The sequence below is a fragment of the Acinetobacter sp. AOR34_HL genome (genome assembly GCF_027854795.1).
GTDB lineage: Bacteria > Pseudomonadota > Gammaproteobacteria > Pseudomonadales > Moraxellaceae > Acinetobacter > Acinetobacter junii.
The window spans coordinates 61651-81856 of the sequence record NZ_JAKTID010000055.1; the positions used below are offsets into that span (position 1 = coordinate 61651).

The 20206-nt window shown below is 37.8% G+C and carries 19 protein-coding genes; 7 read left to right on the forward strand and 12 right to left on the reverse strand.

Annotated elements, in window-relative coordinates:
* Positions 1 to 26: 26 nt before the first annotated feature.
* From MKL32_RS09615 to MKL32_RS09660, 10 genes are all read right to left on the reverse strand, one after another.
* Positions 27 to 350, reverse strand: a complete 324-nt coding sequence (locus MKL32_RS09615) for an RnfH family protein (RefSeq protein WP_126131884.1) — start codon at positions 348 to 350, stop codon at positions 27 to 29.
* Complete coding sequence (locus MKL32_RS09620; RefSeq protein WP_270900466.1) at positions 350 to 1429, reverse strand: hypothetical protein; 1080 nt, start codon at positions 1427 to 1429, stop codon at positions 350 to 352. Before MKL32_RS09620 ends, MKL32_RS09615 begins: the two co-directional genes overlap by 1 nt.
* Before the next feature lie 238 nt (positions 1430 to 1667).
* Complete coding sequence (locus MKL32_RS09625) at positions 1668 to 2123, reverse strand: bacteriohemerythrin (RefSeq protein ID WP_004913914.1); 456 nt, start codon at positions 2121 to 2123, stop codon at positions 1668 to 1670.
* A 282-nt stretch (positions 2124 to 2405) separates the two neighbouring features.
* Positions 2406 to 3254: a class II glutamine amidotransferase gene (locus tag MKL32_RS09630; protein WP_035335959.1), complete on the reverse strand. Its 849-nt coding sequence runs from the start codon at positions 3252 to 3254 to the stop codon at positions 2406 to 2408.
* A 101-nt stretch (positions 3255 to 3355) separates the two neighbouring features.
* Entirely contained in the window at positions 3356 to 4132 is a 777-nt protein-coding gene (locus tag MKL32_RS09635) for a GNAT family N-acetyltransferase (RefSeq protein WP_233739235.1), read from the reverse strand.
* A 203-nt stretch (positions 4133 to 4335) separates the two neighbouring features.
* Entirely contained in the window at positions 4336 to 5235 is a 900-nt protein-coding gene (argB, locus tag MKL32_RS09640; RefSeq protein WP_004913920.1) for an acetylglutamate kinase, read from the reverse strand.
* A gap of 12 nt (positions 5236 to 5247) precedes the next feature.
* Positions 5248 to 6669, reverse strand: a complete 1422-nt coding sequence (locus MKL32_RS09645) for a phosphomannomutase/phosphoglucomutase (protein ID WP_270900467.1) — start codon at positions 6667 to 6669, stop codon at positions 5248 to 5250.
* A gap of 192 nt (positions 6670 to 6861) precedes the next feature.
* Positions 6862 to 7314, reverse strand: coding sequence for a dUTP diphosphatase (gene dut / locus MKL32_RS09650; protein ID WP_004913924.1), 453 nt, complete (start codon positions 7312 to 7314; stop codon positions 6862 to 6864).
* 22 nt (positions 7315 to 7336) lie between these two features.
* Positions 7337 to 9376 (reverse strand): DNA helicase Rep, encoded by a 2040-nt coding sequence (rep, locus tag MKL32_RS09655; RefSeq protein WP_004960037.1) that lies wholly within the window; start codon positions 9374 to 9376, stop codon positions 7337 to 7339.
* Positions 9377 to 9560: 184 nt separating this feature from the next.
* Entirely contained in the window at positions 9561 to 10223 is a 663-nt protein-coding gene (locus MKL32_RS09660; RefSeq protein WP_039048150.1) for an OmpA family protein, read from the reverse strand.
* Between the two features lie 387 nt (positions 10224 to 10610).
* Here MKL32_RS09660 and MKL32_RS09665 point away from each other — a divergent pair, with 387 nt between their 5' ends.
* The 6 genes from MKL32_RS09665 (at position 10611) to MKL32_RS09690 (ending at position 15070) form a co-directional block, all read left to right on the forward strand.
* Positions 10611 to 11528, forward strand: coding sequence for an acyltransferase (locus MKL32_RS09665; RefSeq protein WP_126131880.1), 918 nt, complete (start codon positions 10611 to 10613; stop codon positions 11526 to 11528).
* Between the two features lie 24 nt (positions 11529 to 11552).
* A complete protein-coding gene (locus MKL32_RS09670) occupies positions 11553 to 12611 on the forward strand; it encodes a preprotein translocase subunit SecA (protein ID WP_270900468.1) in 1059 nt (352 codons plus the stop codon).
* A 117-nt stretch (positions 12612 to 12728) separates the two neighbouring features.
* Positions 12729 to 13448 carry a septum site-determining protein MinC gene (gene minC / locus MKL32_RS09675; RefSeq protein ID WP_004913931.1) on the forward strand — a complete coding sequence of 240 codons (720 nt, stop codon included), beginning with the start codon at positions 12729 to 12731 and terminating at the stop codon, positions 13446 to 13448.
* A 65-nt stretch (positions 13449 to 13513) separates the two neighbouring features.
* Positions 13514 to 14326 carry a septum site-determining protein MinD gene (gene minD, locus MKL32_RS09680; protein WP_004913932.1) on the forward strand — a complete coding sequence of 271 codons (813 nt, stop codon included), beginning with the start codon at positions 13514 to 13516 and terminating at the stop codon, positions 14324 to 14326.
* A 2-nt stretch (positions 14327 to 14328) separates the two neighbouring features.
* Positions 14329 to 14601 carry a cell division topological specificity factor MinE gene (gene minE / locus MKL32_RS09685; RefSeq protein WP_004663449.1) on the forward strand — a complete coding sequence of 91 codons (273 nt, stop codon included), beginning with the start codon at positions 14329 to 14331 and terminating at the stop codon, positions 14599 to 14601.
* Positions 14602 to 14782: 181 nt separating this feature from the next.
* The gene (locus MKL32_RS09690) at positions 14783 to 15070 is read left to right on the forward strand and encodes a PA4642 family protein (RefSeq protein ID WP_004952694.1); all 288 of its coding nucleotides are present in this window, start codon (positions 14783 to 14785) and stop codon (positions 15068 to 15070) included.
* A 37-nt stretch (positions 15071 to 15107) separates the two neighbouring features.
* Here MKL32_RS09690 and rhtC read toward each other — a convergent pair whose 3' ends face one another.
* Both rhtC and MKL32_RS09700 read right to left on the reverse strand, forming a co-directional pair.
* Positions 15108 to 15725, reverse strand: coding sequence for a threonine export protein RhtC (gene rhtC / locus MKL32_RS09695; protein WP_004960048.1), 618 nt, complete (start codon positions 15723 to 15725; stop codon positions 15108 to 15110).
* 128 nt (positions 15726 to 15853) lie between these two features.
* Positions 15854 to 18943, reverse strand: coding sequence for a DNA translocase FtsK (locus MKL32_RS09700; RefSeq protein WP_270900469.1), 3090 nt, complete (start codon positions 18941 to 18943; stop codon positions 15854 to 15856).
* Positions 18944 to 19198: 255 nt separating this feature from the next.
* Between MKL32_RS09700 and trxB the strand changes: the two genes are divergently transcribed.
* Positions 19199 to 20149 (forward strand): thioredoxin-disulfide reductase, encoded by a 951-nt coding sequence (trxB, locus tag MKL32_RS09705; RefSeq protein WP_125272221.1) that lies wholly within the window; start codon positions 19199 to 19201, stop codon positions 20147 to 20149.
* Positions 20150 to 20206 lie beyond the last annotated feature (57 nt).

The following is a 20206-nucleotide window of genomic DNA, read 5'->3' on the forward strand; positions in this document are numbered from 1 at the left end:
ATGGATTGATCCTTGAGGGGTTTTATTTATGAACTTGATGGTCTAAATCGATTACCTTTTGCAAAACGCCCAACAGGATTCTTTGCAGCACGTTTGCGACGGATGTCTTTAGGATTAATTGTTAAAGAACGATAGATTTCAACCCGATCTCCGATCTGAAGCTGAGTGTCTGGCTGTATTTTGATACCAAACACGCCCAAATGAAGTTTCTCAGGTAAAGTCACCTGCTCGGCTAATCCGCTAGCAATAATTGCTTGTTCAGCCGTCATTCCTTCTAGGAAATCAACTTCTAAATGAAATTGTTGCTCAGGTGTCGCATAAGCGACCCATACACATGCATTAGATTTCATTAGATCCATTGTCCAATTACAGCAACAATAGCAATTACAATCGACAGTGGTAGAACTAAACGAACAGCAATACGCCATAAGTTATAGAATAGCTCATTACTGAAACCCATAGATTTACGCAAATGGCTGATTTTCATAATCCAACCAGCAAAAATTGCATAAACCAAACAAACAATTAATCCCCAAACAATCAATAGAAGATTGAAAATCGAACTTAGCTGAGATGCAGCCCAAACTGCAATTGCAGCAACGATGATCACCCATTGAATTGCTGGAGCCAGTTGACGTTGAGCCAGTTGTTCTTTTGCAAGTTGAATTAATAAAGCAGCAGATACCAATGCAGCAAATAACCATGCAAAAGCGAGGATTTCAACTTGAATAGAGAAGAATCCGAACGCTATAACTGCAAGTAATTGAGCTAACCAGATCGGTAATACAACTGAAGTTGCGGCTTCTTGTTGACGAACTGTGGCAAGGCTGTTTTGCCAATACAATCCTAATCCTAATCCACTCGCCACAAGCGCAAGAACAGTTGCATTGCCCCACTCTTTAAATTCAATACCAGTCCAATGCCACGCTTGTAATTGAGTTCCAAATACATTTGCCAACACTAGAGATGCAATTACACCCAAAGTCGTTAAAACAATTAGGAATTGACGTGGAATAAAAGATAACCCGAGTGCAATCACTGCAAGCCCAGCGAAAATGATTTGATTAGATATGCCAAATTGTTGTTGAACTAAAATATCTGATGCTGAAAATAAAATACTACCAGCAAAAAATGGCACTAATACTACAGCCAACCAACCAACTACACGCCATTTTGGAGATGCATCAGCCTCACGTGTTAGATTTGATAAAGCCTGCAAAGCGGTAACTTTAGAACGTTTTGCTAAAGCAATTTCAAGATAACCAATCGGTAGTGCCAATAAAATCATCGTTCCCAACCAAAGCAACCAAAAATCAAATTGGCGCTCAATTTGAATACCTAGAGTTGGTGCTAGTGTTGTGATCATGACAAAAGATAAGCAAAACGCCATCACTGGTGCAAACCAGCGTGACAGAGTTGTGTCCTGCATAATGCATTCCTTGAAAAATCTTTGAACTCATTGCGTTTTATGGAGTTTGCAATGAAATATTCAATCTATTTTGCCTTTCTCCTGTCTGAAAATCAAAACAAAAGATGTCGAAATAAAAAGGCAAATCACCATCTCAGATGATTTGCCGCGCACGAGTTGTTATTGTTTTTATAAGACTCTCTATTTTCACTCATATTTGCCTTATTGTTTTTATCATCTAGAGAGTCGTTTTTTATTATTATGAGAAAAATCTAGAAAACCAGTTTTTCCCCTTTTTCTTTTCATTTTCCTTAATAATTCCCATCATATTTTCTTTGACAGCACCCACATAATCTGCATCATCATGACGAATATGATTAATTAACCATTTTGACAAAGCCTCATGTAATTCTTTATCAATTTCATGCCCCAATTCAAAACGTTCACGATAAGTTTCTATTTTTTTGATAAATAAATCATGAACTCGTTTATGCGGTACACGATATTTGTAGTTTGCTTCTTCTTGTAAACTTTCTTCAAAAGTAAAATGAGATTGCGTATAGTCAATAATATTGTCCAATACTTCTTTCATTTTCACTCGATCATGAGAGTGTTTTAAATCAGCTATTTCATTAATATAATCTAGAATACGGCGATGCTGATCATCAATAACATCTATTCCTGTATTATATTCGACAGACCATTTCAAACCCATATCGAACCCCAAACTCAAACATATTTATTGAATAAGGACATAATATCGGTAAAAAAATTAAATAAAAACACAGCATTTTTGTCAGATTTTGTTTTTTTTCATACAAATAATTTAACTTATTGTTTTACATTTAATTTAATATTTTCACCTATTAAAACACTCAAGTATTTTTTAACCAAAGTATATAAATTAGCTAAAAACCTGATTAAAATTATCGACTTTAAAACCCTTAAATATTATATAAATAAATTAAATATTACTATTTATTATAAGCATATTATTCTAATATTGATCTGCCTTGGTTATTCTTTTTAAGCTCGGATCATTCGCTTCACGGATTAGACGATCTACGCGAGTCAAAGCATGTTTAATTGGCTTACCTTCTTTAAATAAAACCATTTCACCTGCTTGATACGCCGTCCATGTTTCATTATGTGTTAATGGTTCAGTAGTAATTACCGCAACACGATCTTCTGGTGTAGTGACTTGACTAAAATCAACTTCTACATCCAAATCAATCAGATGAGCATGTTGGAAAGGATATTCTCGAACTAACCAATGTAACTTTGTCGTAGCATAAGTATATAATGCCTGTCCATTAGACAAACAAAAGTTAAATGTACCGTGTTCAGCGATCTGAGGAGATAAGCGTTCTAATAATGCAAACAAATCATCAAGTGAAGGTTCAACATATCCAAATGTCTCTACCATTTGATCGAGCAAATAACAAAAAGCTCTTTCACTATCCGTATTTCCAACAGGTTCAAAGCGTCCACTTAATCTAGGGGAAAAATCATGCAAATCACCATTGTGGGCAAAAATCCAATGTCTGCCCCACAGCTCTCTTAAAAAAGGATGAGAGTTCTCTAACGTAATTTTACCTTGGGTGGCTTTGCGAATGTGCGCAATCACATTTCGAGATTTGATTGGATAATTACGAACAAGATCTGCGATAGGTGACTCAACTGCCGACTGATTATCGACGAATAAACGACAAGCTTTATCTTCAAAAAAAGCAATACCAAAACCATCACAATGGTCTGATGTCACACCTGCTCGTTGGGAAAAACCACGAAAAGAGAAAGTGATATCAGTGGGTCTAGCGCAATTCATTCCTAATAGCTGGCACATATCTTTGAACTATTTAACATCTATGCCTATTGTGCATGAGGTACGGATGTATTGTAAATCTCAATATGTGCTCACTATTCAAAGATGAATGCTAAATCTAGTTAGCGCTGAACCATTTTATTCATGACAAATGAGGTTGCGATCTTATTTACTTCAAGAAAAACAAAGTAATCTAAGCACTTAAATTCCTCATCAAAAAATGCTTCTTTTGATAACTTTGATTGCATCCCTAAATAAGTCTGAAATAATTTCGGCATGCGTTCATCTTGCGGAAAACTATAATCAGGACGCTCAGGTTCAAATGCTCGCTTTGAGCGAATGTCGATAGTTTGATGATCCGCAAGCTGTTGAATCTGACGGTGCGTGTAATAAGTACGGGCTAAGTTATCTTCGAGATGAATACTTACGCAACCCATCAAATATTTTGCACGCATCGACCAAAGAATTTTTGGTGCCATGTTTAGCCAAAGCATCGACAAAGCTTTACCAGAGCGGAATTGTGGATGCACGCAAGTACGTCCGATTTCAACAATACTCGGTAAATGTGATAAATGGGGAACGATCTCGAACTCTTGAGCACTATAACTCTGTCCAATCTCATGTCCTTGAAATAATTTAAGTCGTGTATAGGCAACAATTTCACCCGACCATTTATCTCTCAATACCGCATGTTCACAACCAAAATCATAAAGATCCTGATCAAGATCATCTTCAAAAGTTAAGCCAAATTGATGTGAAAATTGTTTTGCTCTAAAACGCTGTACGTCTTGTAATTCTTTTAAAGTTTCAACCCATTCAAAGCGATACTGATTTTGAGCTGTTTTTTGACGTAAAGGTAAGGTCAAATTTTGACGATACTGATTTAATTTTTCTAGCATAATGAAAGCTCCTTATGACTAGAATCACCTTAAATCCTATTAATGACATTTTAGTGAATGAAAAATGAAGAGATGATGACGGTCATTTACGCTGACTTTTTTAAAAGTGTCTTTGAGATGCAGAACAAAATTTGAATTGAAGAACTATAAATAAAATCCTCCCTTTTATACAACTAAAAGGGAGGATAAGAAAGATTTAAAACTTAATGCTTCGCACGATTGGTAATTAATGTACCTACACCATGATCAGTAAAAATTTCTAACAAAGTTGCATGCGGTACACGACCATCAACAATATGCGCACTAACCACACCACCTTTTACTGCATCTAGTGCACAACCTACTTTTGGAATCATACCGCCATAGATCACACCTGTTTCAATGAGACGATCAACTTCTTGAGTGGTCAAACCTGTCAATAAGTTTTTATTTTCGTCTAAAACACCAGTGATGTTTGTTAATAAAATTAGCTTCTCCGCACCTAAAGCTTCAGCAACCTTACCTGCGACCAAATCGGCATTAATGTTATAAGTATTACCTTCTTCATCGACACCTAATGGTGCAATCACAGGAATAAAATCACCTTGCGTAAACATTTCTAGAACATCTGTTTTAACGCCAGTGACTTCACCCACCATACCTAAATCAATTTGTGAAACCGAACCATCAGCTTCTTGTTTTTCCATGAGCAGTTTACGCGCACGAAGTAAATTACCATCTTTACCGGTTAAACCAATTGCACGTCCGCCATGTTGATTGATCAAATTCACGATTGATTTGTTTACACTACCGCCTAAAACCATTTCAACAACTTCCATCGTTGCTTGGTCAGTTACACGCATGCCATCAATACGATCAGATTCTTGCCCAAGACGTTTAAGCAAAGAGTCAACTTGTGGACCACCTCCATGTACAACAATTGGATTAAGTCCTACAGTTTTTAATAACACGATGTCACGAGCAAATGAGCTTTCCAACTCAGGATCTGTCATTGCATTGCCACCATATTTAACAACCAACGTTTTACCTGCAAAACGTTGGATATACGGCAAAGCTTCAATTAAAATTTTAGCTTTATCAATGCCGATATGCTCATGTGGCATATGCCTCTCCTTTTAAGCCTGTGCTAGTTCTTGTGCAATTTGTGGATATCGAGTTTGCAACATAGAAACAAATTTATCGCGAATTTCAACTAACCGATCTGGATGATCTGCATCAAAACGAACAGTAAAATACTCGCCTGTATTGGATGCTCGAATAATGCCAAAACCATCATTAAAATCAAGTCTTACACCATCAATTTTACTTAACTGTGCGCCTAAATCCTGACTTAAAGTTTCAATTTCATTTAAAACACTTAATGGATTAATATCATGGGTACTAATATAAGTATCTTCGGTACAGCAACGCTCAGGATATTGTTTTAGCAATGCAGATAAATTTGCTGAACTTGAATGGGTGAGATATTCCATAACACGTAGTGCAGCATATAGACCATCATCATAACCAAAACCACGACCATCATTGAAAACATAATGCCCAGCATATTCACCACCAAATACAGCAGCACCATTTGATTGCGTTAAATAAGTTCGTAAAAAACTACTTCCCGTGCGAATCATTTTGGCTTGCCCACCTAATTGTTGGACTGTATTAGCAACCATTTGTGAGCATTTGACATCAAATACAATTTCTTTTTGGGGATGATTTTCTAAGCACATTTGTGCGAATAAAGAAAGCAAACGATCGGGACTAATAATCGTGGCATTTTCATCTAGCAAAACGACTCGATCGCCATCACCGTCTAACGCAATTCCAATATCTGCTTGATGTTCAATAATAAATTGTTGTAGAGGTCCCAAGTGTTCAGCATGCGATGGGTCAGGTGCATGATCAGGAAAATGACCATTTGCGTCACAACGTAATGCAATCACGTCGCAACCAAGCTTTTCCAGTACAACTTTAGCACATCGCCCAGCTGAGCCATGTAAGCCATCCAAAACAACCTTCAATGGTCTCGCAAGTTGAATATCATCGAGCAAAGATTGTTGATATTGTAAACAATAATGAGGAATTACTTGATGAGTAATTGTCTCATCTCGAATTTGATAATCTACTTTAATAGGAATATTTTGAGCAAACAGCCCAACTTCTTGAATCACTTCTGGACTTGGTGGCTCACCTTTTAAAATCCATTTAATTCCATTATCAGACTTCGGATTGTGACTTGCCGTCACCATAATACCGTTACCACCAAAATCACGAGCAATGTAATACATCATTGGTGATGAGCAGCACCCGATATTAATAACTTCAAAACCTTGTTTTTCCAATATATGCTGTAGAATATCAGCATACGTTGGACTAGTTAATCTTGCATCATATCCAATAACAATTTGATGTTGATCATATTTTTTATATTGAAATGCTAATGCATGCGCAATTGAACGAATTATCGTGGGCGTTAGATTAGAAAGCTTTCCACGGATGTCATAGGCACGAAAAATATTCAGAGGAAACGTATGTTTTATATTCACAGCAAGCCCCTATTCTTATAATCATTCGATTATTAAAAAAAACTTAAACTATTAAGAAATTAATTAACCCTTGTTCAGAAAAATTAAAATAATTAATCAGCTGCTTTTTAATATAAATTCAAATAACAATCAATATGAAAAATGCAATGTTTTTCAGTTAAACATTGCATTTAAAATAATAAGGCTTGGGAATTACTGTTGACCAGTATGTCCAAAACCACCTGCTCCGCGCTCTGTAGCAACAAATTCATTCACCTGTTCGAACTCTGCTTGAACGACAGGAACGAGTACATATTGCGCCAAACGCTCGCCTGGCTCTAGGCGGAATGTATTTTTTCCACGGTTCCAAACAGAAACCATCAGTTCGCCTTGGTAGTCTGAATCAATCAAACCGACTAAATTACCCAATACAATACCATGTTTATGCCCAAGACCCGAACGCGGTAAAATTAATCCCGCAAAGTTTGGATCTTCGATGTAAATTGCCAAGCCTGTTTTGACTAAAACCGTTTCACCCGCAGCAATTTCAATTGCTTCATCTAAACAAGCACGCAAATCTAAGCCAGCTGAACCTGTTGTTGCGTACGATGGCAATGCCCATTCTTGACCTAAACGTGCATCTAATACTTTAACTTGAACTTTCATTACAACTTCCTACAAATAATCTTTAACGTTTCAATAATGCTTTTAAGTTGGCAAGATACTGTTGAGCCTGTTCTTTAGGGTCAACATTTGGCGCTAGTTTCTTTTTACGACCGTGCCACTCTAAATCATCTTGTGGTAATTCATCTAAAAAACGACTCGGAGTCATTTGTCGCATTTGACCGCCATTCTTACGTTGCTCTGCAAGCGTTAAAGTTAGACCTTGACGCGCACGAGTAATCCCTACGTACATCAGACGGCGTTCTTCTTCAATGGTTTCAGACGCAATCGAGTTCTTATGCGGCAATAACTCTTCTTCTAAACCAATCATGTAGACGTATGGAAATTCCAAACCTTTCGCAGCATGCAATGTCAACAAATTGACTTTATCTGTATCTTCTTCTTCCTGTTGCTGCTCCAACATGTCTAGAAGAACCAATTTACGAATGACACTTTCAATATTTTTTTCATCGACATCGTCTGTACGATTAATTAAGTTTTGGATACTTGTGTACAGACTTTCAATATTATCGATCTTCGTTTTTTCTTGAGCTGGCGTTGCAGCTTGCTCACGAACATAATCAATGTAGCCTGCTTCGTTGATCATTTGACGTACTTTGGGTACTGGTTCGTCATCATCTAACAGTTCACGTGTAAAAGTCGCAATAAAGTCTGCAAACTCATGTAATTGAGTCGCCGCTTTTTTTGGTAAAACCATTGCAAGACGTTGATCAGAAGAAGCCGTCAATAAAGATAGGGTATTTTCTTGAGCAAATAGACCTAACTTTTCTAAAGTGACAGGACCAATTGCACGTTTCGGCGTATTGATAATACGTAAAAAAGCACTGTCATCTTCGGGATTGATAATGAGACGTAAGTAACTCATTACGTCTTTAATCTCAGCGCGGGCGAAGAATGATTGACCACCTGACAATTTATATGGAATTTGCATCTGACGCAGTTGTGTTTCAAGAACACGTGCTTGGAAATTACCACGATACAGAATCGCGTAATCTTTCCAATTTTTTCCATTCATCAATTTATGCGTGATTAAATCTTTAACTACGCGTTCAGCTTCATCATCATCATTTAAACACGTGATTACACGGATGGTTTCACCGTGCCCTTTATCACTCCATAACTTTTTATCAAAGATATGAGGGTTATTTTCAATAACAGCATTCGCCGCTTTTAAAATTCGACTGGTAGAACGATAGTTTTGCTCAAGCTTTATTACTTTAAGATTATGGAAATCATCTTTTAATAAAGCCATGTTTTCAGGCTTCGCACCACGCCAAGCGTAAATCGACTGATCGTCGTCACCTACCGCAGTAAACTGTCCCATCACCCCAACGAGCAATTTTACTAAGGTATATTGTGCTGTATTGGTATCTTGATATTCATCAACCAGTAAGTAACGAACACGATTTTGCCATTTATCACGAACCTCAGCATTTTCCTGAAGCAATCGTGTCGGCATTACGATCAAGTCATCAAAATCTACAGCGTTGTAAGCTCTCAAATTACGTTCGTAAAGTTGATACAAATGAGCAAGCTGAACATCTTCAGGTGTTTCACATGTTGAATGAGCTTGCTCAGGTATGACCAGATCATTTTTCCAATCCGAAATTTTCTTCATGGCTTTCGCGATCAGTTCTTTACTTTCTGCTCCAGATAGGTTGTCACGTTGCATTAGATCCATCAGGATTCTTTTGCAATCATCTGCATCTAAAATCGAAAAATTCGCTTTTAAAGGTAAATGTTTTAACTCTATTCGAAGCAAATTCAAACCAAATGTGTGGAATGTAGAGACTGAAAGCCCTTTAGCTTCTTCACGTGAAAGCAACTTACCGACACGCTCTTTCATTTCACGTGCAGCTTTATTGGTAAAAGTCATCGCAGTAATACGATGCGCAGGAATACCACATTGTTGAACCAGAAAAGCGATCTTTCGAGTGATTACAGAAGTCTTACCCGAGCCTGCACCTGCAAGCACCAACAATGGCCCCTGAACATATTTCATGGCTTCAAGTTGCTTGTCATTGAGTTGACTGGCAGATGACATCGTTGTAATACCTCTCACGTTTTCGAGCATGATTATAGACATCTATTTTTTAGAATCCCAATAATAAATCTGAGGATATGTATAAATTATGATGTCTTACTCCAAGATGGCGTCACTATTTGTCGTACTAAAAACTTGGCAATAAAAAAACCACCCGAAGGTGGTCTTTTTACAGCAGTGTTAATTACTGTTTAGCATAAATGCTGATTTCAACACGGCGGTTTTGTTCTTTACCTGCCGCAGTTGAGTTTGAAGCGATAGGATTAGAAGAACCTAAACCTTGTGCATCAATACGGCTGCTTGAAACACCTTGGCTTGCTAAATAGTTTTTAACTGATTGAGCTCGTGCTTGAGACAATGGGATATTGATTGAATCATTACCAGTATTGTCTGTGTAGCCAGTAACTAAGATTGCGCTCTTGTTATCTTCAGCTAAAGTTTGTGCCACTTTGTTTAAAGTGCCGTAGAAGTTTGGTTTGATGTTTGATTTATTTGTATCAAACGTGATGCTACCAGGCATGATCAACTGAACAGAACCATCTGGGTTACGGCCAACTTCTACACCAGTACCTGCCATTTGAGCACGTAATTTTTTCTCTTTATTATCGAGATATAAACCACTCGCACCACCAAGGATTGCACCAATCGCAGCTGCGCGGTTGTTTTGTGAAGAAGAGTTAGCATTACCTTTTGAGATGCCATAACCTGCAGCTGCACCAATTAATGTACCTAAAGCAGCTTTGTCGTATGAAACACCACCGATATCATTACCTTGTCCGCTCATTGTTTGGCAACCAGAAAGTACCAATCCAGCCCCTACGAGTGTTGAAATAACTAATGCACGCATCGCGTAGCTCCTGTCTATGTATTTTGTTGTCTGAACAGATAATGAATGAGAAAATTCAGCTAGACCATTGATATTTTGTTAATAATAAACAGTTTATTTGTATTTTTGTAATATTTTGATGCACTTTACATTTCCACTTAATCATAGTTTCTTCATGTTTATCCAATTGTGAAGAAATCAAGGAAATTTATAAGTTAGAATAAGCTTCGCAAACAAACTAAAATTTGTACATATGCGACAGATTCACGTTTTCTGCACAGAAAAATTAATTCAAATGGTTTAAATATATAAAAAAATGTCAATATTAATAAATATACAGTTGTATTTAAACCACTGTTGTTTATAGTTAATCCATCTTTTCAAAACATCTGCCTCAAGGTTCGATTTATGTCTACCGCGAATAAGAAAACATCATTATTGCGAAAGGTCAGTAAAGGTCTTACTGTTAGTTCTGTGATCACAGGAAGTACATTTCTACATGGACCTCCTGTTCTGGCTTTAGGTCTCACTAAATTATTCAAAAAATCTGCCAAAGTAGACGAAACCAATATTCAACTAACCAATAGCTGGATTGGGGTAAACAACCAACTGATTGAGAAAGTTTTACCAAACCTAAAATGGGACATTACCATTGATGAAAAATTAGATCTCAATCTACAAGGTCGCTATATGATGATTTGTAATCATCAAAGCTGGGTAGATACAACGGTAAATCAATATTTTGGTCTGAATCGAATGCCTCTTACTCGCTTTTTTACGAAGTGGGAGCTGATCTTTATTCCATTTGTGGGTCAGGCTTTTAAAATCTTGGGTTTCCCAATGATGAAACGCCATACCAAAGAACAAATTGCTAAAAATCCTGAACTCAAACATCGTGATTTGCTAGAAGCACGTAAGGCATGTGAACAACTATTAAGTCAGCCATTCACCCTTCTCAATTATTTAGAAGGTACTCGATTTACGCCTGAAAAACATTCACAACAACAATCACCTTATAAGAACCTACTTAAACCCAAAGCCGGTGGCTTAGCCCTAGCATTAAACATACTTGGTGACAAGATTGATGCATTAGTGGATATGACGATTGTCTATCCTGAAGGTGCGCCAGGTTATGGCGACTTTTGGTTAGGTGACGTTTCAAGCATTGCTGTTGATTTACGCAAAATTGAAATTCCTGATTGGGTTTTGGGTGGAAATTACGAAGATGATGCAGTTTATCGTGAACGCTTTCAGAAATGGGTAGATCAAATCTGGACTGAAAAAGATCAACTTATTAGTCAACTCAAATCAAGATATAATTCATAATCTCTTCAAGGATTGAGCAGAAAGATGACTCAGCAGGACACAGATAAAAACTCTAAATATAACTATGTCAATCCGAACAGTAAGTTCTTCAAGCTGTTTCTTATTTATGACATTTTCATGGTTTTTATTATTGTTTTCAATTTGTTCTGTCTAGGAATGAACTTCTTCCTGATGAGTAATATTGGTGAATGGTTTTTTAACACCATTCACCTCTATAGCGTTTTAGAGTTTTATCGTAGCTATCTACATCCATGGGTTATCACGACCGAAGCTTGGTTTATTATCTTCCTGATTGTGGAGCTTGCGATTCGTTGGCTACTATCAATCATACAAAAGCATCACGCGCGTTGGTGGTTCTTTCCATTTATTCACTGGTATGAAATTGTTGCAATTATCCCCCACTTTCGCTTTCTGCGTTTATTCCGTGCGGGGATTATCGCGTATCGTTTACATGAGCTTGGATATAAAGTTGTACTCGATAGCATCCGCTTAAAAGCAATTTTTTATTATCGTGTTGTCATGGAAGAACTTTCTGATCGGGTTGTGATCACTGTAATCGATGGCATTAAACACGAACTGGATACTAGCTCAAGTCATAAAAAAATTATTCATGATCTAGTCGATCATCATCGTCAATTATTTACTGTGACACTATCTTCAATGTTGCAAGAATCGCTCGCAAAAGCTTTACAACAGCAACAACCAATCATTACTCAAAAAGTAGGTCATATTGTTAATCAGGCAATCGAAGATACACCTGAACTCACTCAACTATTACGTCTGATTCCTATTGTTGGCAGTCGCATAGAACAACAAATTCAAAGTATCGGACAACGTTTGGGTGAAAACATTACCGCGGGTTTAATTGAACCGTTCACAGCTAGCTCATTTGAACGTCCAAATGAAAACTATTTACTGATCGCAGAAAAAGTCAGTCAATTAAATATTGATAACCAATACTTAGAAGAACTTGTAGAATCAGTAGTCTATGAAAGCCTCGAAGCGATTCGAAAACAAGTCAAAGTTAAACAATGGCAACAAACATTAAATGAATATGATCAATTGGATAAAAAAGCAGTGTGATTACAAGAAAATTTACTAATCAAGCTAGAGAATTCGTGTAATTTGTTCTAGCATTTGCTTTTATTTACAACATGCTTAAACACAATAGAGTGCTTAAAAAGCCCTGAAGGATAAATTATGGCTGACATACGGATTACGGGCAGAATGGTGAATTTTAGTCGACTCACGTTCGACACAAATGACCACGATGCAATCCGACAGCAACTTACTAGCACACTAAACGAAGGTTCCTATTTAGGAACTTTAGTCATTCTAGACAGTACCGTTGAACAAGAATTGATTGCTCTTATACAGCTACTGATTGATATTGGTTTACAACCTATGGCTGTAATCGATGGAATCTTAGGTGATGAAGCACGTGCAATCCAATTCCCTGTATTGCCCGCAGATCAACCTTTACAGCGGATCAAAGCATCTAAAGAACAAGTCATCGAACATGTTGTCGAAAAACCAGCAGATCAGGCTGCAAAAGAAATACCACAAAAAGCTACATCAAGTCCGCATATCACCTCATATCATGATGAAATTTTGCGAACTGGACAATGTTTAGTGCAAGATCAGGGTGATATTATCTTGAATGCTGGCATGAATAGTGGTTCTGAAGTAATTGCATCTGGAAATATTCACATCTACGGGAATGCTCGTGGTAGAGTCATTGCTGGTGTGGGTGGACATATGTCCGCACGAATTTTTTGCAATTCGCTTGAAGCAGAATTAATTTCTATTGCGGGTACTTATTGTGTAGCAGATGATATTCCTAAAGATATGATCAAAAAGCCTGTACATATTTATTTAAATAACAAGCAAGAGCTTGAATTTGAAGCCTTGCAGTTTTAAGTTATCACATTAAACACCAAAAAAGCCCTTTTAGGGGCGTATGACCATAAATAGGAGTGGATTCGGTGGCCAAAATTGTTGTCGTAACGTCAGGCAAAGGTGGTGTAGGTAAAACTACAACAAGTGCATCTTTTGCAACAGGTTTAGCCCTACGTGGTCATAAAACTGTTGTGATTGATTTCGATGTGGGTTTGCGTAATCTTGACTTGATTATGGGTTGTGAACGTCGTGTAGTCTATGACTTTGTCAATGTCATCAATAATGAAGCTCGCTTACAGCAAGCACTGATCCGTGATAAAGATATTGAAAACTTATATATTCTTCCTGCATCACAAACACGTGATAAAGATGCCTTGAGTGATGAAGGCGTTGCACGAGTTATTGATGAACTTTCTCAAGAGTTTGACTACATCATTTGTGATTCTCCAGCAGGTATTGAGCGTGGCGCTATCCTTGCGATGTATCATGCTGATGAAGCAATCATCGTAACAAACCCTGAAATTTCATCTGTTCGTGACTCTGACCGTATCATCGGAATGTTAGACAGCAAAACTAAAAAAGTTGAGCAAAACGAAGGACGTATTCGTAAACATCTTTGTATTACTCGCTTCAATCCTGAACGAGCGGATAAACAAGAAATGCTCACGATTGACGATATTTCAAAAGACATTTTACGTGTACCAACACTAGGTGTTGTACCTGAATGTCCAAGCGTACTTCAAGCATCAAACGAAGGTAAACCTGTTATTTTGTACTCTGAAGCAAAAGCAGGACAAGCGTATGATGATTTAGTTGCTCGTTTCCTTGGTGAGGATCGTCCATATCGACACATCACAGTACAGCCAAAAGGTTGGTTAGCTAGACTATTTGGAGCGTAATTATGGCAGGATTCTGGAGTAAACTTTTTAGCAGTGATGAAAAACCATCAAGTGCACAAACTGCCAAAGATCGCTTAAAAGTTATTGTTGCGTCTGAACAAGGTCTTGGTCGTCGTTTAAGCCAAGACAAAATTGATCAAATGAAAAAAGAGATCATGCAAGTGGTAAGTCGTTATGTTCGTGGTGTAGACGAACAACACATCCAAATGCAAGTTCGTTCAGAAGCAAACATCGAAATGTTGGAAATGAATATCAATTTACCTGAAGATCGATAGAAGTTTTTCAATTAGCGATTTTTTGTAAATAAAGGCAAAATACACAACAGAATTTGAAAAGTTTGAGTTTTATTTTCACAATTGTTTTGAAATACTTTTTTTGAATAAATTGAGAGAATTAACGCTTTTCTGATCCTGCATCGTATTTTGCCTTTTTTATTTTTAAATTCAGGAGATTGTCATGGCATTATCACAGCCAGCAACTTTCAATGAAGAATGGTCAGATGAGCGTGTTTTTGCCTACCTCAACCAACTTCCTCCAGCAGGCGTAAATGCTGACTTTCACGTTCTATATCATGCGTTTAAACATATGCGCCCAAATGATTATGAACGATTAATTACTAAATTCTTAGCAGATGGTCGTGACTTAAATGCAACCAATCCTGAAGGGCAACGCATTCATGATGTAATTGCACAATTTCCTCGTCAAAAAGATGGATTCTTAGAAGTCCTAGCGAAATTTGCATAATAAAAAAGCCTGCTTCAAGCAGGCTTTGATTTCTCTGTTATCGGCTACCAATCAAATAAACACCGAGCAAAGTAAAGATCCCACCAGAAATACCATCAATCCATTTGGCAAAGTTCTGGTAAGCATTTCTGAATGTAGGTAGCGAAAATACAAAAGCCACAAGTAAAAACCATACCAATGTTTCAACAGCTATTATGATAAACAATAAGAAATGATGTTGATCAAAAAGTGGATTAGCAAGAAAGAGCGAGAACACACTACCAAAATAAATGACTGCTTTAGGATTGGATAAATTAGTGAGCAAACCTTTTATAAAAAACAACCATGCTGATTGAGGTAAGGTAATTTGTTTGATTTCCTGCTTTTGTTTAGAAAATGCTGAACGCAGCATCTGATAACCGAGCCAACACAGATATAAACCACCAGCAATCAAAAGTCCTTGTTTAAGCCAAGCCATTTTCTCAAAAATGATATTCAGTCCCATTAATGCCAACAAAGACCACAGCATCGCGCCCATGCATATTCCAACTGCAACTAATACAGCATCTTTACGTGAACGACTTACTGCTGTTTGCGACACAAGGAAAAAATCTGGACCAGGTGTAATCAGTGCACAAAAATGAATGAAAATGAGCGTACTTAAAGCGATGAACATAACTGATCTCGATGCTGAGACGATGGTCTATCAGCTTAATTAAAAAACGTGATTTTTACCATATTTAATCTATAAAAATGAAAATAAAAAAAGCCTCGAAATTGAGGCTTTTTAAATGATCATTTAGTTTAAACCAAAATATCTCGTTTTCCGTTTGCTCCCATTGAGCTCACAATTCCATTCTCTTCCATCTGATCGATAATTCGTGCAGCTCGGTTATAACCTAAACTAAATTTACGTTGAAGTGATGAAGTTGAAGCTTTTCGGGTTTCTAAAACAAAAGAAACACATTGGTCATATAGAGCATCCCGACTAGGATCACCATCGCCATCTTCAAAACCACGTGATGTAGGTTCTTCATCGAACGGCGTCAAGATTTCATCCACATAATTTGGCTCACCACGTTCACGCCAAGCATCACATATACGGTTCACTTCATCATCACTGATAAATGCACCGTGAACACGCTCAGGCTCGATTTTACCCGGTCCAAGGAATAACATATCACCATGTCCAAGTAAGTCCTCTGCACCACCCGCATCAAGGATGGTACGTGAATCGATCTTACTGTTCACACGTAAAGCCACACGCGTTGGAATATTGGCTTTGATGAGACCTGTAATAACATCGACAGATGGACGTTGTGTCGCAAGTAAAAGATGAATCCCAGCGGCACGTGATTTCTGCGCTAAACGCGTAATCATTTCTTCAGCTTTTTTACCCACCTGCATGATCATGTCTGCAAATTCATCGGCAACAATAACAATCGAAGGTAATGGTGTTAATCGAGGTGCTCTTTCTTGAGTCGCTGAATCACTAGGTTTCCACGTCGGATCAATTAAATCCTCACCATTTGCAATCGCTTCTTCAACTTTACGGTTATAGTCACTTAATTTACGAATCTTCAAGAATGACATCAACTTATAACGACGCTCCATCTCATTTACACACCAATTTAAAGCACTAACAGCATCCTTCATGTCTGTTACTACAGGTGTCAATAAGTGAGGAATATCACTATAGTTTGCCAACTCAAGTTGTTTTGGATCGATCAAAATTAAGCGTAATTGATCAGGGGTATACTTTAATAACATCGATAAAATCATCGAGTTTACTGCAACCGATTTACCTGAGCCTGTTGTTCCCGCTACGAGCATATGTGGTGCTTTGGCTAAATCAGTCAGTACTGGATTGCCTGAAATATCTTTACCCATCGCCATACTGATCAAGTTATTTGGATCACGATAAGTTGGGGTTTCCAATAATTCGATCAAGCGCACCATTTCACGAGAACTATTAGGTACTTCAATCCCGATATATGGTTTACCAGGAATAACCTCAACGACACGTACGGAAGCCATCGACATTGAACGCGCTAGATCGCGTGAAATATTAGTAACTTTTGATGCTTTAACACCTGGTGCAAGATCAAGTTCAAAACGTGTCACTACTGGTCCAGGCTGTGCTTCCACCACTTGTGCTTTGACATTAAATTCTTGCAGTTTGATCTCAAGCAATTCAGATAATCTAGCCAATTGATCGGCTGTAAAATTCACTTTCTTATTTGGATCAACACGATCTAATAACTCCAAACCAGGCAAGGTAGGTAAGTCACGTCGCTTTTGGGCAACTTGCATTGCTCGTGACATTGGTCGTCCGAAAGCATCAGTTAAAGGAGCATCTAGATCAAAATCATCATCCAAATCGATTTCTAATTCTGGTTCTGCTTTACCAGCTGTTTCCTGCCATGCCTCGATGAATGCTTCCTTAGATAATGTTTCTTTTGGTGCTTCAACTTCAATTGGTGCTTTTACGAAAGCAGATGACTGTGCATAACTCGTGCTTGTCGAAGGTGTCTTAAACTCATCTTCGTCTATCAATAAATCATCGAAGTCATCAAATTCAGATTTCTGAGTTTGTTTCACCTCATCATGAGCACTTATCAGGGAATGAATATTTTCTTCAACGACTACAGTATTCTCTGGCTTTACAGCGAATTCAAATTCATCAATATCTTCATCCACCTCAAACTGTTGTTTTTGTTGCAATGAAGTAGTCTGCAACTCTTGATTAAATGGTGTATGAACATCTGTCGCTGTTTTGCTATTTGGAACAGCAGCAAGTAATTCATCAAAAATTTCATCATCATTCCAGTCTAAATCACGATGATTAGTTTTCCGAACAACAGTAGAATGTGATGATGTATTTAACATCTGATGATCATCAAGCTCGTTACGATCATCTGCGGCTTTCAGTAAAGCATCTATTTCTTGTTTATGGCTTTGTTCATCATGTTGCAGTGCACGCCAAACCTCACCAGTTTGTATGAGTCTTTGACTTTCAGCTTCAAATTGGTGCGCACGTTTTAATGTTTGCTCGAAATCGTCCTCAGGTTTTGATTCTTGGACATTCATGCGTTGTTGTTCTTTTGCGGCTACATCGGCAAATAATCGCTCAGCCAATACCTGATGATGAGAATCATCAAATTTAGTTTGAGTCTCTTGGTTTATAGTATCGTGAGTAGAATGGTTGGCTAATACTGGTTCTGTACCTACAACTGTAGCAGAAGTCTGAGCATTGGTTTTTAACGGTGTTTCAGTCATCGTAATTTGTTCAGTACGATCATACGCTGACTCTTGTTGAGGTACATTCTTATAAAATAGATCCTGCAAATATGCGGGTGTTTTCTTTAGAGTAATCCATGTTTTATCCCATTGGATTCCAAAGGCTAAAGTTAATAACAAAATACTGAATGCGAGTAAAAATAACGTTGCACCATATATTGTCAGCAAGCCAGTTAGACTTTGTCCTAATTCATAACCAATAATTCCACCAGCTGCATTATCTAGAGTGTCCGCAGGAATATTCCAGTGCAGATAGAACAAACTCGCCACAGATAACACGAGGAAGAATTGTGCCGCATAACGAAACGGACGATTAAGGAAACTTCTTGGCCACCATACTTGGATTGCTTCAATAAACAAAAAAATCGGGAGCAGCAAACTCGCCCATCCTAAGAATCCAAATAACAAATCTGCAATCCATGCACCTGCAACACCGCTCGCATTGGAAACCTGTTGGGTATCACTAGATATATGCATCCAACCTGGGTCAAATGGAGTATAGGTTACTGTGGCAAGAAATAGATAAATGCCAAAAGAAATCAAAAATAATGTCATTAAAAAGCGTTGTGCATAAACACTTGACACCGCAGTCATATACAGTCCTGTAACCCAATTTCGTTATTTGTTTGTCTATTATTTAAGGTCTAAACAACCCTAATCAATAAGTCTAATATTATGCACGTGTTCTTACAAAAAAGATGCACGATTGTTTACTGTTGTTGTTAACATCCTGATCGGATATAGCGCAATTCGATTGAGTTAATCAATATTATCATCATCGATTTAGCCCACTCCCCTACGGATTCACGTATAATTTTAGCATTTTCAATATAAAAAGGATGTTCTTTAATGAGCGCTCGTCACTCACGGTTAATTATTTTGGGTTCTGGTCCTGCGGGTTACAGTGCAGCAGTTTATGCAGCGCGTGCAAACCTTAAACCAACACTCATTGCTGGCTTACAACTCGGTGGTCAATTAACAACGACGACTGAAGTTGATAACTGGCCTGGTGACCCTGAAGGATTAACTGGTCCTGTCCTTATGGAGCGTATGCAAGCCCATGCTGAACGTTTCGGTACAGAAATCGTATATGACCATATCAATGAAGTTGATTTAAAAACACGCCCGTTTGTTTTAAAAGGCGATATGGAAGAATACACCTGTGATGCTCTCATTATTTCAACTGGTGCGACAGCTCAGTATTTAGGTCTTGAATCAGAAGCAGCATTCATGGGACAAGGTGTAAGCGCTTGTGCTACATGTGATGGTTTCTTCTATAAGAACCAAAATGTCATGGTTGTGGGTGGTGGTAACACTGCAGTTGAAGAAGCACTTTATCTTTCAAATATCGCAGCTCATGTCACATTAGTTCACCGTCGTGACAGCTTGCGCTCTGAAAAGATTCTACAAGATCATCTTTTTGCGAAAGAAAAAGAAGGCAAAATCAGCATCATTTGGAATCACCAAGTCGATGAAGTATTGGGTGATAATACTGGTGTAACATCTGTACGTATCAAATCAACCCAAGACTCAAGTACACAAGATGTTCAAGTACAAGGTCTATTTGTTGCGATTGGACACAAACCAAATACAGATATGTTTGAAGGTCAATTGAACTTACGTGATGGTTATATTCAAGTTCAAAGTGGCACTTCGGGTAATGCAACAGCAGCATCAATTGAAGGCGTTTTTGCTGCTGGTGACGTAGCTGATAGTATCTATCGTCAAGCGATTACCTCAGCAGGTTCAGGCTGTATGGCAGCATTAGATGCTGAGAAGTATCTTGATAATTTAAACTAATTTACATTAAGTTTAAAAAGCCACCATCTTTATGGTGGCTTTTTTTGTTAAATGATA

Bases quoted from the DNA above. Each gene is read 5' to 3' on its own strand.
- MKL32_RS09615 (WP_126131884.1), bottom strand. From the start codon at position 350: ATGAAATCTAATGCATGTGTATGGGTCGCTTATGCGACACCTGAGCAA.
- MKL32_RS09620 (WP_270900466.1), bottom strand. From the start codon at position 1,429: ATGCAGGACACAACTCTGTCACGCTGGTTTGCACCAGTGATGGCGTTT.
- MKL32_RS09625 (WP_004913914.1), bottom strand. From the start codon at position 2,123: ATGGGTTTGAAATGGTCTGTCGAATATAATACAGGAATAGATGTTATT.
- MKL32_RS09630 (WP_035335959.1), bottom strand. From the start codon at position 3,254: ATGTGCCAGCTATTAGGAATGAATTGCGCTAGACCCACTGATATCACT.
- MKL32_RS09635 (WP_233739235.1), bottom strand. From the start codon at position 4,132: ATGCTAGAAAAATTAAATCAGTATCGTCAAAATTTGACCTTACCTTTA.
- argB (WP_004913920.1), bottom strand. From the start codon at position 5,235: ATGCCACATGAGCATATCGGCATTGATAAAGCTAAAATTTTAATTGAA.
- dut (WP_004913924.1), bottom strand. From the start codon at position 7,314: ATGAAAGTTCAAGTTAAAGTATTAGATGCACGTTTAGGTCAAGAATGG.
- rep (WP_004960037.1), bottom strand. From the start codon at position 9,376: ATGTCATCTGCCAGTCAACTCAATGACAAGCAACTTGAAGCCATGAAA.
- MKL32_RS09660 (WP_039048150.1), bottom strand. From the start codon at position 10,223: ATGCGTGCATTAGTTATTTCAACACTCGTAGGGGCTGGATTGGTACTT.
- MKL32_RS09665 (WP_126131880.1), top strand. From the start codon at position 10,611: ATGTCTACCGCGAATAAGAAAACATCATTATTGCGAAAGGTCAGTAAA.
- MKL32_RS09670 (WP_270900468.1), top strand. From the start codon at position 11,553: ATGACTCAGCAGGACACAGATAAAAACTCTAAATATAACTATGTCAAT.
- minC (WP_004913931.1), top strand. From the start codon at position 12,729: ATGGCTGACATACGGATTACGGGCAGAATGGTGAATTTTAGTCGACTC.
- minE (WP_004663449.1), top strand. From the start codon at position 14,329: ATGGCAGGATTCTGGAGTAAACTTTTTAGCAGTGATGAAAAACCATCA.
- MKL32_RS09690 (WP_004952694.1), top strand. From the start codon at position 14,783: ATGGCATTATCACAGCCAGCAACTTTCAATGAAGAATGGTCAGATGAG.
- rhtC (WP_004960048.1), bottom strand. From the start codon at position 15,725: ATGTTCATCGCTTTAAGTACGCTCATTTTCATTCATTTTTGTGCACTG.
- MKL32_RS09700 (WP_270900469.1), bottom strand. From the start codon at position 18,943: ATGACTGCGGTGTCAAGTGTTTATGCACAACGCTTTTTAATGACATTA.
- trxB (WP_125272221.1), top strand. From the start codon at position 19,199: ATGAGCGCTCGTCACTCACGGTTAATTATTTTGGGTTCTGGTCCTGCG.